Source organism: Nonomuraea sp. NPDC049725 (assembly GCF_040674795.1).
Lineage (GTDB): Bacteria > Actinomycetota > Actinomycetes > Streptosporangiales > Streptosporangiaceae > Nonomuraea > Nonomuraea ceibae.
This window is the reverse complement of record NZ_JBFANJ010000001.1, coordinates 447,217-462,016: the sequence shown is the minus strand read 5'-3', so window position 1 is coordinate 462,016 and position 14,800 is coordinate 447,217. Positions and strand designations below refer to the sequence as shown.

General features: G+C 69.4%; 14 protein-coding genes and 1 tRNA gene. 10 read left to right on the top strand and 5 right to left on the bottom strand.

Translation table 11 applies throughout. The annotated features are described in order from the left end of the window. Positions 1-77 precede the first annotated feature (77 nt). The 7 genes from AB0J53_RS02430 (at position 78) to AB0J53_RS02400 (ending at position 9,231) form a co-directional block, all read left to right on the top strand. A complete protein-coding gene (locus AB0J53_RS02430) occupies positions 78-1,307 on the top strand; it encodes a cytochrome P450 (RefSeq protein ID WP_364168004.1) in 1,230 nt (409 codons plus the stop codon). Positions 1,308-1,384: 77 nt separating this feature from the next. After that, positions 1,385-4,186 (top strand): AAA family ATPase, encoded by a 2,802-nt coding sequence (locus AB0J53_RS02425; protein WP_364168002.1) that lies wholly within the window; start codon positions 1,385-1,387, stop codon positions 4,184-4,186. Between the two features lie 221 nt (positions 4,187-4,407). Continuing rightward, on the top strand, positions 4,408-5,175 hold the full coding sequence (locus AB0J53_RS02420) for an SDR family NAD(P)-dependent oxidoreductase (RefSeq protein WP_364168000.1): 768 nt from the start codon (positions 4,408-4,410) through the stop codon (positions 5,173-5,175). A gap of 252 nt (positions 5,176-5,427) precedes the next feature. Further along, the gene (locus tag AB0J53_RS02415) at positions 5,428-7,686 is read left to right on the top strand and encodes an NB-ARC domain-containing protein (RefSeq protein ID WP_364167998.1); all 2,259 of its coding nucleotides are present in this window, start codon (positions 5,428-5,430) and stop codon (positions 7,684-7,686) included. A gap of 159 nt (positions 7,687-7,845) precedes the next feature. Then, on the top strand, positions 7,846-8,292 hold the full coding sequence (locus AB0J53_RS02410) for a hypothetical protein (protein ID WP_364167996.1): 447 nt from the start codon (positions 7,846-7,848) through the stop codon (positions 8,290-8,292). Positions 8,293-8,473: 181 nt separating this feature from the next. Next, on the top strand, positions 8,474-8,908 hold the full coding sequence (locus AB0J53_RS02405; protein WP_364167994.1) for a cupin domain-containing protein: 435 nt from the start codon (positions 8,474-8,476) through the stop codon (positions 8,906-8,908). Then, entirely contained in the window at positions 8,905-9,231 is a 327-nt protein-coding gene (locus AB0J53_RS02400; protein ID WP_219499350.1) for a LuxR family transcriptional regulator, read from the top strand. Before AB0J53_RS02405 ends, AB0J53_RS02400 begins: the two co-directional genes overlap by 4 nt. A gap of 226 nt (positions 9,232-9,457) precedes the next feature. Here the strand turns inward: AB0J53_RS02400 and AB0J53_RS02395 are convergent, their stop codons facing one another. The 3 genes from AB0J53_RS02395 to AB0J53_RS02385 form a co-directional block, all read right to left on the bottom strand. Next, positions 9,458-9,574 (bottom strand): WhiB family transcriptional regulator, encoded by a 117-nt coding sequence (locus tag AB0J53_RS02395; protein WP_364168541.1) that lies wholly within the window; start codon positions 9,572-9,574, stop codon positions 9,458-9,460. 58 nt (positions 9,575-9,632) lie between these two features. Further along, positions 9,633-10,355, bottom strand: coding sequence for an STAS domain-containing protein (locus tag AB0J53_RS02390; RefSeq protein WP_364167992.1), 723 nt, complete (start codon positions 10,353-10,355; stop codon positions 9,633-9,635). Positions 10,356-10,478: 123 nt separating this feature from the next. Further along, on the bottom strand, positions 10,479-10,721 hold the full coding sequence (locus AB0J53_RS02385) for a hypothetical protein (RefSeq protein WP_364167990.1): 243 nt from the start codon (positions 10,719-10,721) through the stop codon (positions 10,479-10,481). 566 nt (positions 10,722-11,287) lie between these two features. Here AB0J53_RS02385 and AB0J53_RS02380 point away from each other — a divergent pair. Beyond that, positions 11,288-12,088 carry an SDR family NAD(P)-dependent oxidoreductase gene (locus AB0J53_RS02380; protein ID WP_364167988.1) on the top strand — a complete coding sequence of 267 codons (801 nt, stop codon included), beginning with the start codon at positions 11,288-11,290 and terminating at the stop codon, positions 12,086-12,088. Positions 12,089-12,414: 326 nt separating this feature from the next. Next, on the top strand, positions 12,415-12,954 hold the full coding sequence (locus tag AB0J53_RS02375; RefSeq protein WP_364167987.1) for a DUF6461 domain-containing protein: 540 nt from the start codon (positions 12,415-12,417) through the stop codon (positions 12,952-12,954). A 276-nt stretch (positions 12,955-13,230) separates the two neighbouring features. On the opposite strand, the gene AB0J53_RS02370 is transcribed toward AB0J53_RS02375, so the two are convergent. Next, a tRNA-Pro gene (locus tag AB0J53_RS02370) sits at positions 13,231-13,304 on the bottom strand. Between the two features lie 61 nt (positions 13,305-13,365). Then, positions 13,366-14,259 carry a metallophosphoesterase gene (locus tag AB0J53_RS02365; RefSeq protein ID WP_219499360.1) on the bottom strand — a complete coding sequence of 298 codons (894 nt, stop codon included), beginning with the start codon at positions 14,257-14,259 and terminating at the stop codon, positions 13,366-13,368. Positions 14,260-14,318: 59 nt separating this feature from the next. Here AB0J53_RS02365 and AB0J53_RS02360 point away from each other — a divergent pair, with 59 nt between their 5' ends. Next, positions 14,319-14,774, top strand: coding sequence for a GatB/YqeY domain-containing protein (locus AB0J53_RS02360; RefSeq protein ID WP_219499362.1), 456 nt, complete (start codon positions 14,319-14,321; stop codon positions 14,772-14,774). Positions 14,775-14,800 lie beyond the last annotated feature (26 nt).

The window sequence follows — 14,800 nt, the reverse complement described above, 5'->3', positions numbered from 1 at the left end:
GTATCGCCCGGGTTATCCGGTCAACCCTGTGTCGGCAACACCGTAAGACGTCGCCTATCGCTTGAAGGAGAAGAAGAATGTCCCAGCCGCTCCCGTTCGTCATCGACCCCGCCGGTGCTGACCGGCACGCCGAATATCGGGCCCTGCGCGCCCTGGGCCCAGCCACTCCTGTGGACGTCCTCGGCCTGCGAGCCTGGGCGGTCAGCGATCCCGCCCTTCTCAAGAGCCTGCTGATGAGCCCCGATGTCTCCAAGAACGGCCGTGCTCACTACCCGGCCTTCGCGCGGACGATCAGGACGTGGCCGCTCGCCCTGTGGATCGAGGTGCAGAGCATGCTCACCGCGTACGGAGCCGACCACCGCAGGCTACGGCGGATGGTCGCCCCCGCCCTCAGCGCACGCCGCGTCGCCGAACTGAAGCCGACCATCCGATCCCTGGTGACCGAGCTGATCGACGACCTGGCCACGGTGCCCCCAGGCCACGTGGTGGACCTGCGCGAGCGACTGGCCTACCCGCTGCCCATCGCCGTGATCGGCCATCTGATGGGCGTACCGGAGGAGCAGCGGGACGACTTCCGCCAGATCGTCGACAACGTCTTCGACAGCACCCTCACCCCCGAGCAGGCCCAGGCCAACGCCGCACGCCTCTTCGAGGTCACCGACCAGCTGATCGCCATCAAGCGCGGCGACCCCGGCGACGACATGACCTCCCTGCTCATCGCGGCACGTGATGAGGAGTCGGGTGGCGACGGATTCACCGACGTCGAACTCCGCGACACGATGATTCTGATGATCAACGCCGGGTACGAAACGACCGTCAACGTCATCGACCAGGCCGTCTTCGCGATGTTGACGTCCCCGGAGCAGCTCGACCTCGTCCGCACCGGCCGGGCCGCCTGGGAGGACGTGGTGGAGGAGACCCTTCGCGCCGAACCCGCCATCAAATACCTGCCGCTGCGCTTCGCCGTCACCGACCTCGAACTGCCCGACGGGCAGATCATCGCCGCCGGCGACCCCATCCTCGCCGCCTACGGAGCCGCCAACCGCGACCCGGACTGGCACGGGCCGGACGCCGACACCTTCGACGTCACCCGTAAGGTGAAGGACCATCTGGCGTTCGGCCACGGCGTGCACTTCTGCCTCGGCGCGCCCCTGGCCCGCCTCGAAGTAGCCGAAGCCCTGCGCCAGCTCTTCGAGCGTTTCCCCGCCATGTCACTCGCGGCACCGGCTGCCACGTTACGGCCGATGCCCACCCTCATCAGCAACGGCCACCAGGAGCTCCCCGTCCGCCTGCGTCCCCTCGCCTGATCACCTCCTGCCTGGCCGGCCCACGCCAAGATCAGCGCCCGACATCGAGAACTTGGCCCGGCACGGGTCCCGGGTGTATGCAGATCCGTGCGATCAGGGCAAAAGGCAGGGGCATCGTGGATCAACGCAGGTGGAGCGCGGGGCTGCTCGGGCGGGGGACGGAATGTGCCGTCCTCGATGAGCTGATCACGGCCGTCCGTGCAGGTGAGAGCCGCGTGCTCATGGTGCACGGCGTGCCAGGGGTGGGAAAGTCGGCGCTGCTGGCGTACGTGGAGCACGCGGCGATCGGTATGCGGGTGCTGCACGCGGCCGGTGTCGAGTCCGAGATGGAGCTGGCCTTCGCCACTCTCCACCAGCTGTGCGCCCCGCTGCTGGACCGGCTGGACAGCCTTCCCACACCACAGCGCCATGCGCTGGAAACGGTGTTCGGCATGCGCCGGGGGAGTCCGCCCGAACGCTTCCTGGTCGGCCTGGCCGTACTGAGTCTGCTGTCGGAGATCTCCCAGAGCGCTCCGCTGCTCTGCGTGGTGGACGACGCCCAATGGATGGACCGGGCCTCGGCGCAGGTCCTCGGCTTCGTCAGCAGGCGGCTGCTGGCGGAGTCGGTCGCCCTCGTCTTCGGCTCGCGCCGGCGGCCTCAGGATCTGCTCGGACTTCCGGAGATGGAGGTCACCGGGCTGAAGACCGCCGACGCACACGCTCTGCTGAACTCGGTGGCGCCCGGCCGGCTCGATCGGCACATCCGTGATCGGTTCGTGGCCGAGACCGGGGGCAATCCACTCGCCCTCCTGGAGCTGCCGCGCGAGCTGACCATGACCCAGGTGGCGGGCGGATTCGGCCTCGTGGACGTCGACACGCTGCCCAGCCGGATCGAGCAGAGCTTCCTCGACCGGATCGCAGGTCTGCCCGAACAGACCCGGCTGCTTCTCGTGGTCGCCGCCGCCGAGCCTGTCGGCGATCCGTCGCTGGTGTGGCGTGCCGCCGAACGGCTCGGCGTCGAACCGGCGACGGCCCTGGCGAGCGGGACGGACGGGCTGCTGTCGTTCGACGTACGGGTGACCTTCCGTCATCCTCTCGTGCGATCGGCCGTGTACAGGTCGGCGAAGCCGGTGGACCGTCAGGCGGCGCACCTCGCGCTGGCAGAGGTCACGGACGCCCACGCAGACCCCGACCGCCGCGCCTGGCACCTCGCCGCCGCGACGACCGAGCCCGACGAGAACGTCGCCGGCGAGCTCGAACGCTCCGCCGACCGGGCACAGGCACGCGGTGGGCCGGCCGCCGCGGCCGCCTTCCTGCAGCGGTCCATGGCACTGACCGTCGACACCTCGCGGCGCGCCGAACGGGCCCTGATGGCCGCGGCAGCCAGCCTTTCGGCCGGGGACATCGCTACCGCGCGCGAGTTCGCCGACGTCGCCGACCAGGATGCGCAGAGCGAGTTCCAGCGCGTACGAGCCCTGCTGACACGCGGTCACATCACGTTCGCGGCCGGCTTCGACAACGAGGCGCCGGTGATGTTGCTGGAGGCCGCGCGGCGGCTGGAGCCCCTCGCCATGGACCTGGCGCGGGAGACGTACTTCATCGCCTGGGCTTCGGCGTCGTTCGGCGCCGCCAACCGGGACAGCCTCCTGGCCATCTCGCAGGCGATGAGGGAACTGCCCTCTCCCGGAGGTCGCCCGCGCGCCCTCGACCTCGTCCTCGAGGGTTACGCACTGCTCATCACCGACGGCCGGAGGGCCGCGCTGCCCACGTTGCAACGAGCGAAGAAGGCGATCGCCGACCACCCTGTGCAGGACCTGCTGAAATGGGGCTGGGCGGCCTGCGGCGTGAGTGCTCTCCTGTGGGAGGACCGGATCATGCCCGACGTCCCCACCAGGGCGCTCGAGGCGGTGCGCGCGGCCGGGGCCCTGTCCGAGCTTCCCCTCTATCTCCACTCGTTGGGGGTACCGCGCTCGCTGAGAGGCGACTTCTCCGCCGCGGCGGTGCTCGTCGCCGAATCCGAAGCCGTCGCAGAGGCGACGGGCGTGCCGATGACGCAGCACACCCAGCTCCTGCTGGTGGCGATGCGGGGAAAGGAGACCGAGGCCGCGCCGCTGATCGAGGCCACGATCGAGGAGGCCGGCGCCGGCGGCCAGCTGAACGGTGTCGCGTCGGCCCAGTGGGCGGCCGCGGTCCTCTACAACGGCCTCGCCCGCCACGGGCTCGCGCTGCCGGCGGCCCAGGCCACCACCCAGAGCGCCAACGTGATCGTCTCCCAGTGGGCGCTGCCCGAGCTCGTCGAGGCGGCGGCGCGCGTCGGGGATTCCACGGCCGCCCGCGGGGCGCTCGAAGGGCTGGCGGACGCGGCGGAACCGTGCGACACCGACTGGGCTCAGGGAATTCTGGCTCGCTGCCGGGCGCTGCTGACCGACGACGACACCGCGGACGATCTTTATCGGGAGGCGATCGAGCGGCTGGGCCGCACGACTCTGCGTCCTGAACTCGCACGCGCCCACCTCCTGTACGGCGAGTGGTTGCGCCGGAACCGTCAGGGGGCCGAGGCGCGCGTTCACCTGCGGACCGCGTACGAGATGTTCGTGTCGATCGGCATGCAGGCCTTCGCCGAGCGTGCCCGTCGCGAGCTTCAAGCCACAGGGGAGAACATCCGCCGCAAGCGGGGGACCGAGGATCCGGGGAGCGCGGAGCTGACCGCGCAGGAGAGGCAGATCGCCCTGCTGGTCCGGGACGGCCTGTCCAACCCGGAGGTCGCGGCCCGTCTCTTCCTGAGCCCGCGTACGGTCGAATGGCACCTCCGCAAGGTCTTCGCCAAACTCGAGATCACCTCCCGAAGGCAGGTCGGCGACGCGCTGTCCAGCGGCGCGTACGAACCCGGCACACGGTGAAGCCGCTGAGCAGGATCCTCCCGGCGCCGTAGCCCGCCCCGCCGCCCGGGTGCGCACGCGCATGCTACGCGTCCGCGACACCCTGGTCTCGTCAGACCAGTGACTTTCCGTGGTGCGACACGCAACCCGGCCACGCGAGCATCGGCGTGTCGTCCGAGCACGGGAGGAGCGGGGCGGAACGGCGGCTGCCGTGTCGCCCTCGACGAGGGGATGAGGCAGTCATGCACGATCGGCCGTTGGCCGGAGCCGTCGCGCTCGTCACGGGCGCCGGCAGCGGAATCGGCGCCGCGACCGCGCGCCGCCTCGCAGGTGACGGCGCGGCCGTCACCCTGGTCGCCCACCGGCGCGACCGTGTGGTGCGGGTCGCGAGCGACATCGCACGGCAGGGAGGAGAGGCGGTCGCGCTGGAGGCCGATATCACCGAAGCCGACCGTGCCGACGACATGGTGCAGGACGCGCTGGATCGGTTCGGGCGCCTGGACATTCTGGTCAACAACGCCGAGATCAGGCTGCTCGGCTCAGCGCTGCACGCCACCATCGAGGAGTGGGATCAGATGATCTCGCTCAACGTGGCGGGTCTGGCCCACGTCACGCACGCCGCTCTTCCGCACCTGATCTACGCGGCGACGACGTCCCCCCGGCAGGTGGCGGATCTGGTGAACGTCGGCTCGGCGGCCGAGCGGGTCGCCCGTCCGGGAAGCAGCGTCTATGGCCTGACCAAGTCGGGCCTGAACGCGTTCACCGAATCGCTTCGCCAGGAGCTGCTCGGCGAACGGGTCAGGGTCAGCGTGGTGGAGCCGGGCGCGGTGGACGACGGACAGGAGAACCGTCTCGGGGACTCCGTCCGGGATGCGGCTCGGCGCCCGGTAGACGGCGTTGAAGGGTTGCGCCCGGATGACGTCGCGGACGCGATCAGCTACATCGTCACGCGGGCGCGGCGGGTCGCCGTCAACGGGATGCTGGTCCGAGCCGGCGATCAGACCTGGTAGCCGCGCCGATGCGGGTCCGCCGAGCCCGTGCCGCCACGGCCTGTCCGGCCGGCACGGCGAAGTGGAGTCCGATCCTTCGTCCGTGGCCGGATGCGCATGTGCTGACGGAATCCACCCGATGGCGGACGGGCGACAAAGGTGTCCGTGGCTCCCTCGGCAGGACACGGGCGCAGCCGGCGGCTCACTCGGCGCTGAGTTGTTTGGATCATGCCGTTCGATGGCCCGGTGCGCGGGCCGTTTCAAGGAGGATGGATGAGCAGCTCGTTCGGCCTGCTTCTGCGGAGCCTGCGGCAAGCCGCGCAGTTGACGATCGAGGAACTGTCGCACGCGTCCGGTGTGAGCGTGCGGGCCATCGGCGACATGGAGCGCGGTGTCAGCCGCGGTCCGCAGAAGCGCACGGTGGGAGCGCTGGCCGAAGCGTTGCAACTGGATGACGCCCGCCGGGTGGAGCTGATCGAGGCCGCGCGGGCGGGCCGGCCGCGACCGAGCGGCCCGGTGGCCGGCGCGTGCGAGCTGCCGCGTGAAGCGGGGGATTTCACCGGCCGGGCGCGGGAGCTGGAGCTGCTGCGGCACCTGGCCGAGCAGGCCGGGACCGGGGAAGCCACGGTGGTGGCCACCATCTCCGGCACCGCAGGAATCGGGAAGACGGCCTTGGCCGTGCACGCCGCCCGGCACCTGGCCGAGCTGTTCTCGGACGGCCGCTTCTACGTGGACCTGCGGGGCATGGACAGCGCTCCGCAGGCCCCCGGCGCAGTGCTGTCGCGGCTGTTGAAGGCGTTGGGTGTGGCCGAGCAGCGGATTCCGGGTGATGACGAGGAGCGGGCCAGGCTGTACAGGGAGCTGCTGATCGATCGCCGATGTCTGATCGTGCTGGACAACGCCGCCGATGAGGTGCAGGTGCAGCCGTTGCTGCCGGCGTCCGGACCGGGGATGACGATCATCACGAGCCGGCGCTCGCTGACCGGGCTGGCGGGAGTGCGGCAGGTCCCGTTGACCGAGCTTTCCAACGAGGAGGCGGCCGGGCTGCTGGAATCCATCGTGGGGAAGCAGCGGATCGAGGCGGACCCGGACAGCGCAGCCGAGTTGGCCCGGCTGTGCGGGAATCTGCCGCTGGCGGTGCGGATCGCCGGGAACCGGTTGCAGAGCCGGCCGGGGTGGACGATCGGCCAGCTTGCCGGACGTCTGGAGGACGAGGGACGCCGGCTGGAGGCCCTGGCGGTGGGTGATCTGGCGGTCACCGCTGCGTTCACGTTGTCATATCAGCAAGTGTCCGGGCTGGCGAGGATCGCGTTCCGGCGTCTCGCGCTGGCGGCCGGATCGGACTTCGGCATACCGTTGGCCGCGATCGTGCTGCAGGCGGACCCGTTCGAGGCCGAGGACGCGTTGGAAGAGCTCGTTGAGCTGGGGCTGCTGGCCTCGCCGTACGCCGGCCGCTACGTCTACCACGACCTGGTCCGCTTGTACGCCCGTGCCCAATTGGAGCAGGAGGAGCCGGTCGAGGCGCGGGAAGCGGCGCGGCGGAGGATGGAAACCTGGCTGCTGGAGGTCGCGGTGGTCGCCGGGCGCTGGTTCGAGCCCGGGTACGGTGCGCCGCCGCCCGAATGGCGTTCCGCGGTCACGCTCGACAGCCGGGAGGCGGCGGGCGAGTGGCTGCAGGCGGAGGGCGTGGCCTGGCTGGAGGCACTGCGCTCGGCGGCCCGGCGTAACGAGCACGGGACGGTGGTCGAGGTGGCCGAGTCCATGCACTGGTTCTCGGACCGGGTGAGGAGATGGGGGCACTGGCGCGAGGTGTTCGAGCTGTCCTCCGGTGCGGCACGGGCGATGGGGGACCGGCTGCAGGAGGCGGTGCATCTCAACTATCTGTCCTGGGCTCTGTCCGTGTGCGAAGGCCGGATGGAGGAGTCGGAGACGACGGCGTTGCGGGCGTTCGAGCTGGCCGGCGAGGTCGGTGACCTGCGCCAGCAGGGGTGGGCGCTGTTCTACGCCGGCTGGCCTGACTACGGCGATCCGGCGAAACTCGAGCGCGAGGTGGACTACAGCCGGCGAGCGGCCGACCTCCTCCTGCAGGCGGCGGACCTGGAGGGCTACCCCCAGGCCAGGATGACCCACATTCTCAACCTGCGGCGAGCGGGCCAGACGCAGGAGGCCCTGCGGTGCAGCCTGGCGCTGGTGGCCGCGTTGCGTGACCCCTCGTACGGCGGTTCCCCGGCCATCGTCGCCTACAGTCTCGGAGCCGCCTTGAGCCATCTCGGCCTCACCTACGTCGCGCTCGAACGCTGGACGGAGGCGGTCGACGCCTTCCATCAGGCGGTGCCCGTGCTTACCAGCCACTCCGTCCCCCCTGCCCTGGCCTACACCCATCGCGGCCTGGGCATCGCGCTGCGGGAGTTGGGCCGGGTCGAGGAGGCCCGCCAGGCATTGGCGGAGGCGGCACGGCTGTTCGAGGAGGACGGCGACGACGCGCAGGCGGCTGATGTGGTCAAGAAACTTGAGGAGATAGGCGAAAACTGACCTCCGCCTTTCTGTCACAACTCGCCGGGTTGTCCGGTCAAAGGGCGTGATCGCAACAACGGCGTGGAGCGCGTCTTCCACGCGTCTCCGGCGGGCGGAAGCGGAGACGGTGTAATGCATACCCTCCTCCACACGGTGGGCGTTCTGGCCGGATGCGCCGTGGCACTCGCCCCGATCCTGCTGCCCTCCGTACGTTCCGCGAGAAGGTGGCCGTACATCGTGATGGCGCTCGGCATGGCGGCCGGGCATCTTGGTGGCTGGTTCCTCTGCGCCGCGGTGCTCGCGCTGCTGACCGCCGGCTGGCTCTGCGGCTCCCCCATACGCCGCGCGGAGACCGGTCATCACATCCAGGACTTCGTGTTCATGCCGATCCTCATGGTGCTGACGGCGTCCGGCGGGCCTGCTCTCACCGGCGCTTCGTCCGGGCACGCGCATGGAGCAGGGTCGACGGCCACGGTGGCCCTGATCATCGGCCTGACCTGGACCTGCGCTCGGCTCATCCGCGTCCTGCCGGTGCGGGGAGCGGAGCGGAAGAGGCTCGACCAGGACGTGTGCTCGGCCGGAATGGCGGCCGACATGACCTTCATGGCGGCGCTGGCGCTGTGACGCGACGACAGTCCGCGCCATCCGCCGACCTGGGGCCGGGCATCGACGTCAAGCGAGCTGGGCGCTGAGGCGCCCCAGCAGGAGCGTTGTTCACGACGGTGTCACATATCGGGGCCGCTGTCTGGTCTGAGCTACTGATCGGCCGGAACGAGCCGGCCACGGTTTCGCGAAGGGACGCCTGATGAGCATCGATCACGCTCACCACCTTGAGAACCCCGACAAGAGCGGGCCGCCACCGAAGATCGACGTGGTCGCCACCGTAGCGGGAGCGCCGCCCGCGCCGGAGGGCGCCGAGGCGATGACGATCCTGGTCACACTGCCGCCGAACAGCCCCGGCGCGCCGCCTCACCGGCACTCCGGGCCCGCCTATGGGTACGTGATCAAGGGAGCCATCAACTTCGAGCTCGAAGGCGAACCTGTGCGGGTTGTCCGGGCCGGTGAGGCGTTCTGGGAGCCAGGTGGGGACGTCATTCATTACCAGGACGGCAACCACCTGGCTGATGAGGAGTCGGCGTTCGTGGTGACGATGTTCTGCGCGCCTGGGCAGCCGATGCTGACGCCGGTCAGCTCCGAGGAGTTGGAAGCTCGGCGAGACCGTCGCGCACCGCAGTCATGACCAAGGTGTCGCTGACCGCACTCGTCCACCAGCTGCTCACGCACGCTCGCGAGGCGAACAGGGGTCGCAGTGCCACCACTGTCCACGGTGGACACGATCGTTCGCTGCGGCAGACCGTCATGGCGTTGCGGCAGGGCGAGCACATTCACGAGAGCGAGCATCCCGGCGAGGTCACGGTGCACGTGCTGCGCGGGCGGGTGCGGCTTGTCGCCGGGCCTGACTCATGGGACGGGCTGCCCGGCGATCTGCTGGTCATGCCTGAACGCCGCCACCGCATGGAGGCTGTAGAGGACTGCGCGTTTCTGTTCACCACCGCACGTTGAACAAGGAGGAGGCGGGAACCGGGGTCGGTTCCCGCCTTCAGCATGTACGCCCGGTATGGTCTGCCCGATCCGGTCGCGGCGGCGGATCTTGCCCAGGGTGGCGTCGTCATCGGGCACCAGCATCCGCTCACCCGGTCCGCTCCTGAGGTAGCGCGTCCGCGGGTTGGTCATCACCTCACGCGGCCGGATGACTGGAAACGCGGTTCCCGCCACCGGCTGCCGCCATTCACCATGCATCCGGGGCTGTCAGCCCCGTTGGCCGGGGGGTGCGCAGGGTCCAGTCGAGGCAGGACGCTCGTACGGGACAGGTCTGGCAGAGAGGATCGGGCCTCTCGGCGCTGATGGAACTGATGAACAGCCATGATCTACCTCGAACGACGGGTCGGCATGGCCGGGGTGTTTCAGTTGGTCAGGATGGTGGCGAGGGCCTGCTCGACCGTGCTGTAAACCGGCAGAAGCGCTTGTAGCCGGACGAGTTGGAGCAGCCGGGCGGGGACGCCACGAACCCCGGCCAGCCGTACGCCCGCGTTGTCGGCGGTGGCCTGGCGGTGGCTGGATATCAGCACCCGCAGGCCCGAGCAGTCCAGGAAGGACACCTCGGTCAGGTCGAAGACCACGTGGTCGCCGGGCCGGCGGACCCTCTTGACGTAGCAGGCCAGTTGGCCGCTGCTGGCGAGATCGATCTCACCGCCAACCGCGATCACGCTCGTCCCGGGAAGGTGCCGATGCCTCAGCGTCAGCGACGTGGTGGCAGCTCTCTCGGTTACGGCCGAAAGGTCGGGTCGCAGAGAGGAGACCGTACGCTCACCATGAACCCGTCGTGCCGGCGCCTGTCGCTGGTGTGTCGGGAGCGGTGTAGATCCGGAAACGCCGGCCTCAGGGGGCATGGAAGATCCTGTTCCAGACGCAGGCTCCGCCGAACCGACCGGCCGGCGCTTGCCGGACGCGTCGAGCCGCGGAAGGAATCCCGAGGCGATGAACAGTGTGTTCTGATGCCGGTGAACGTACGCGGTTGCGTCGGTGGGCACGTCGTCGACCGCCCCGTCCACGGAGCGCGGCTGGATCGAGGGCTGATGAGGCGCGGTCCTGGCCGCCATGAACGCCGCAGCGTCGTCGTCGGTCATCGCCGCCCCCGGGTCCTGGTCCGGTCGACGTCCAGTCCGTCGGCTTCGCGCTTCACGTTCAAGGGGTGTTCGTGGTCGGTCACAGTTGCAGCTTTCTGTGGCGGATCGACAGGTTCGTGGCGGTCACATGCGCCCGTCTTCGGTGGCGGGCCGCAACAGGGAGCCGTTCTCCAGCTCCGTGATCGCGGCCAGAATGCCGCGCAGCCCCACCTGCTCGCGCTCGGTCTCGGTGGGATCGACCAGCCACTCGGTGACCGGCAGATCGCGGGGGTGCTGCGAGTGACACAGGTCGGCCGTGTGCAGTTCGATCGCGACCACGACCTTGAGCTCGTGCAGGAAATCACTTTCATCGGTGGGGCAGCTCATCCCTCCACCAAAGGCTTGCGTAGACAGGTTCGCCTCACCGACGAATGAGGGGGGAAGCGCGTGGGGTGGCAGGCGCGAGGGTGCCGGATGGTCGCCGTCGGCGCGTCAGCCGGCCCCGGGGGCGCCGGGTGAGGCTGGGAGGTCGCTTCGGCAAGTTCCTGCGCCGTAGGCTCAAGGATGTTGTCGTTCATGGGGAAGTCACCGCTTCGTCGTGATTTTCGTTCGGACCTTGCAGGCTCCGTGTGCGTTGTCCGCGCGGGCCTTCGGGAAGGCGGGCTTTTCGGGTTGCCTCGCCCACGTAGACCGGGCGGCCCCCGGATCCGTGACAGCGGGATCGAGACAGGACCGCCATCGTCCAGGTCAAGAGGGCTCTCCCCCGGGCTTGGCGTGGGCCGTGGGTTCACCGCCCGAGATCAATGACCCGTCCAGCGATCGGTGACAGGCCACTGGCTGGACGCGGCGCACCTGACGGTCCTCGTACATTCGTGCGATGTGCCCTGTTGCCCTCACCGGCACGGTGTCTTCACCGCCTCCTGCTGGGGGAGGCCGACATCGGGTGGATATGCATGGCTGTCTGGTTCATCACGGGCGCGGTACGAGGCATCGGGCACCGCGTAGCCCGCGAAGCGCTGCGGCGAGGACACCGGGTGGTTGCCACTGACCGTGACCTGGCGGCGGTTACGGAAGCCTTCGCCGGGATGGGTGGTGAAGTGCTCCCCCTGGAGCTGGATCTGATGCGGCCGCAGGCGCCGACGGCGGCGGTCGAGCAGACGATGCGCCGCTTCGGCCGGATCGACGTGCTCGTCCACGATGTGGCCAGGACCGTCCGCGCCCCCCTGCGGGATACGACCGACGCGCAGGCTCGGGCCCTGTTCGACATCAACGTCGTCGGTATGCTCGCCGTGGCCCGCGCCGTGCTGCCGGTACTGAGCGCGCAGCAGGCCGGGCGGATCATCGTCGTAGGCTCGGCCGCCGGCTTCTCGGCCCCGGCCGGTTCGGGTCTGTATGGCGCCTCCATGGCGGCCGTCGAGGCGCTGTGCGAGACATTCCGCGCTGAACTGGAGGAGTTCGGCGTCTGCGTGACCGTCGTCGAACTCGGCCGTTTCGCCACCCTCCCGCCGGCCTTTGATCGCGGCTCACTCGCGCCTGGAGATCCGCGCAAGGCGGCTGTCGCGATCCTCGACCTCCTGACCGTCGACGATCCTCCGTTGCGGCTGCAGCTCGGTGCCGACGCCGTTGCTCACGTCGAAGCCAAACTCGAGCACGTGGCTCAGGAGCTCGACCTGTGGCGCCCGGTCTCGCTCAGCACCGCATCCGACCACGACCTACCCCGGCAGAACGGTCACCGGCCGCCGGAAGGCGAGTGATGTCGGTGCGGCACCAAGCGGGGTCCTGACCAGCCAGACGGCGCCTGCCGACGGTGCCATCCTCTGGACGTCGGCCCTACGCGGGAAGATCGGCGCCAGATCAGCACCCTGTACGTCGTCACGTTCGGTGGAGTCGTTTCTCTGGGCGTTCTAGTTAAAGTCGATGTCACCCATCGCAGGAAACCGAAGGCGGAGCATCACGCTTCATGTCTGCAACGAGCAAGGTGCCAAGCACGCTACTAGAAGCGATGCGAGGGACCCCCATAGTCTTTGTCCAGCTGCCAATTCCCGCGCCTGTGTGACAGTTCTCCGATGTGAGCTCTGCCATGGGGGACGGCTACTGCTTCACCTATGTCCGCGGCTTGGCGCTCGAGGAAGTGGCGACCCGGCTCGGTGGCCGGTTAGGGGAGTCCACGCCCATGACGCTCGAGGAACTGGCCGGGGTCGCCTACTCCCGTTACGACGGGAAGAACATGTTCTTCGGTGCCGTCGCCATCGAAGACTGGGTACTCCTCGTCGAGCCCCTCGGCTCGCTCGGCGTCACCGAGGAGATCATCCTGCCGCTGTCGGCGAGGACCCGCCTCGTCTCCCAGTACTACCTCGACATCAAGTGCATGGACTACTTCTACTGGATCGAAGACGGAAAGATTCAGCTTGAGTTCCCATACCCGGAACGCTACTCAGAAAAGATGCCGGACGAACTCGCGGAGACCATGCAGCGGATCGACTCCGTCTTTCCACCACACGCCTACCCCCACGAAGGGCCGGCGTTCCTCTTGGCCGAAAGTCTCACCGGGATCACGCTGACACCGCAACTGCTGGAGGAGTCCACCTACCTGTGCGGAGGCATTCCCAGCCCGAGGTGAGCGGAACGTGGTCCTTCTCCGAGGCCGCCTATAAAGGACATGCTGCCAGGGAGCCCGCTCTCACTGATACTGGCCGAGCGGAGGACCTGTATGTGCAGGCGTACCAACATCCGTGAGGAGTTGGGCACGCCCGTGAAGGTCACGGCTCGCGAGCCAGAGGGCGGGATGCGGAACTCCTTAGGGCCTCTCAGCGGTGGAGGAGGGCGTAGTCACTCAGAAGACAAGAGAGGCCGCTTCCGATCTTCGGAAGCGGCCTTCTACCTGCGGCTACTACTGTCGGGGTGGCGGGATTTGAACCCACGACCTCTTCGTCCCGAACGAAGCGCGCTGCCAAGCTGCGCTACACCCCGGTGCACGCCGTCTTGCTCGTGCCTGGGAAAGTCTAGCCGACTTCGGGCGTGCTTGTGACCGTCACCGTCGGGGAACCAGCGTGAGCAGCGACGCCTCCGGGAAACACGCGAACCGGACGGGGGCGTACGGGCTGGTCCCGAGGCCGGCGGAGACGTGGAGCCAGGCGGAGTCGTGGCGGCTGAGGCCCTTGACGCGGGCGCGGTCGATGCCGCAGTTGGTGACGAGGGCGCCGTAGAAGGGGACGCAGAGCTGGCCGCCGTGGGTGTGGCCGGCGAGCAGGAGCTGGTAGCCGTCGGCGGCGAAGGCGGTCATGTTGCGCGGCTCGGGGGAGTGCATGACGCCGAGGCGCAGGTCGGCGTCCGCGGGGGCGGGGCCGGCGACGAGGTCGTAGCGGTCGCGGGAGATGTGGGAGTCGTGGATGCCGGCCACGGCGACGTCGAGGTCGCCGACCTTGAGGCGGGCGGTGGTGTTGTTCATGTCGAGCCAGCCTTCGGCGGCCATGCCGGCGCCGAGCTCTTCCCAGGGCAGGTTGGGGATGTGCTGGCGGCGTTCGTTGCGGGAGGTGCGCCACAGGTAGCGGGCCGGGTTCTTCGGCTGGGGGGCGTAGAGGTCGTTGGAGCCGTACACGAACAGGCCGGGCCGGGCGAGCAGCGGCTCCAGGGCGTGCAGGAGCGACGGGACGGCGTCGGGGTGGGCGATGGAGTCGCCGGTGTTGACGACGAGGTCGGGCTCCAGCGAGCCGAGGGAGCGCACCCAGTTGATCAGCATGGTGCGGCGGGGCGTCAGGTGGAGGTCGGACAGGTGCAGGATGCGCACCGGCCGCTGACCGGGGGCGAGCACCGGCACGTCGAAGCGCCGCAGCCGGAACGAGTTGCGCTCCACGACCGAGGCGTATCCGAGCCCGGCCAGGCCGAGGCCGAGCACTGACAGGGGCACCGCTACTGCTTTCCTCACCTCTTCATGATGCCCGACATCCGGCACGGGGCGTTCGCGCACGCGGCAAGATGGACCGCATGAGCGCATTGAAGGACAAGCTGAAGGCCGATCTGACGGCCTCACTCAAGGCCCGGGACGAGGTTCGGCTCCGGACCATTCGGATGGCACTGGCCGCGGTGAACGTGGAGGAGGTCGCCGGCAAGGAGGCCAGGGAGCTCTCCGACGCGGAGATCGTCAAGGTGCTGACCCGTGAGGCGAAGAAGCGGCGGGAGGCGGCCGAGGCTTTCGGCAACGCCGGGCGCGCCGAGCAGGCGCAGGCGGAGCTGGACGAGCAGGCGGTGCTGGAGGAGTATCTGCCGGCGCAGCTCTCCGACGAGGAGCTGGCCAGGCTGGTCGACGAGGCGGTGGCCGAGACCGGCGCGTCGGGGCCGCAGGCCATGGGCCAGGTCATGAAGGTCGTCAACCCGAAGGTGGCCGGGCGGGCCGAGGGCGGCCGGGTGGCCGCGGCCGTGCGGGCGCGGCTGGCGTCCTGAGGGCTGTGGCGGGCCTCTGGCGGGGC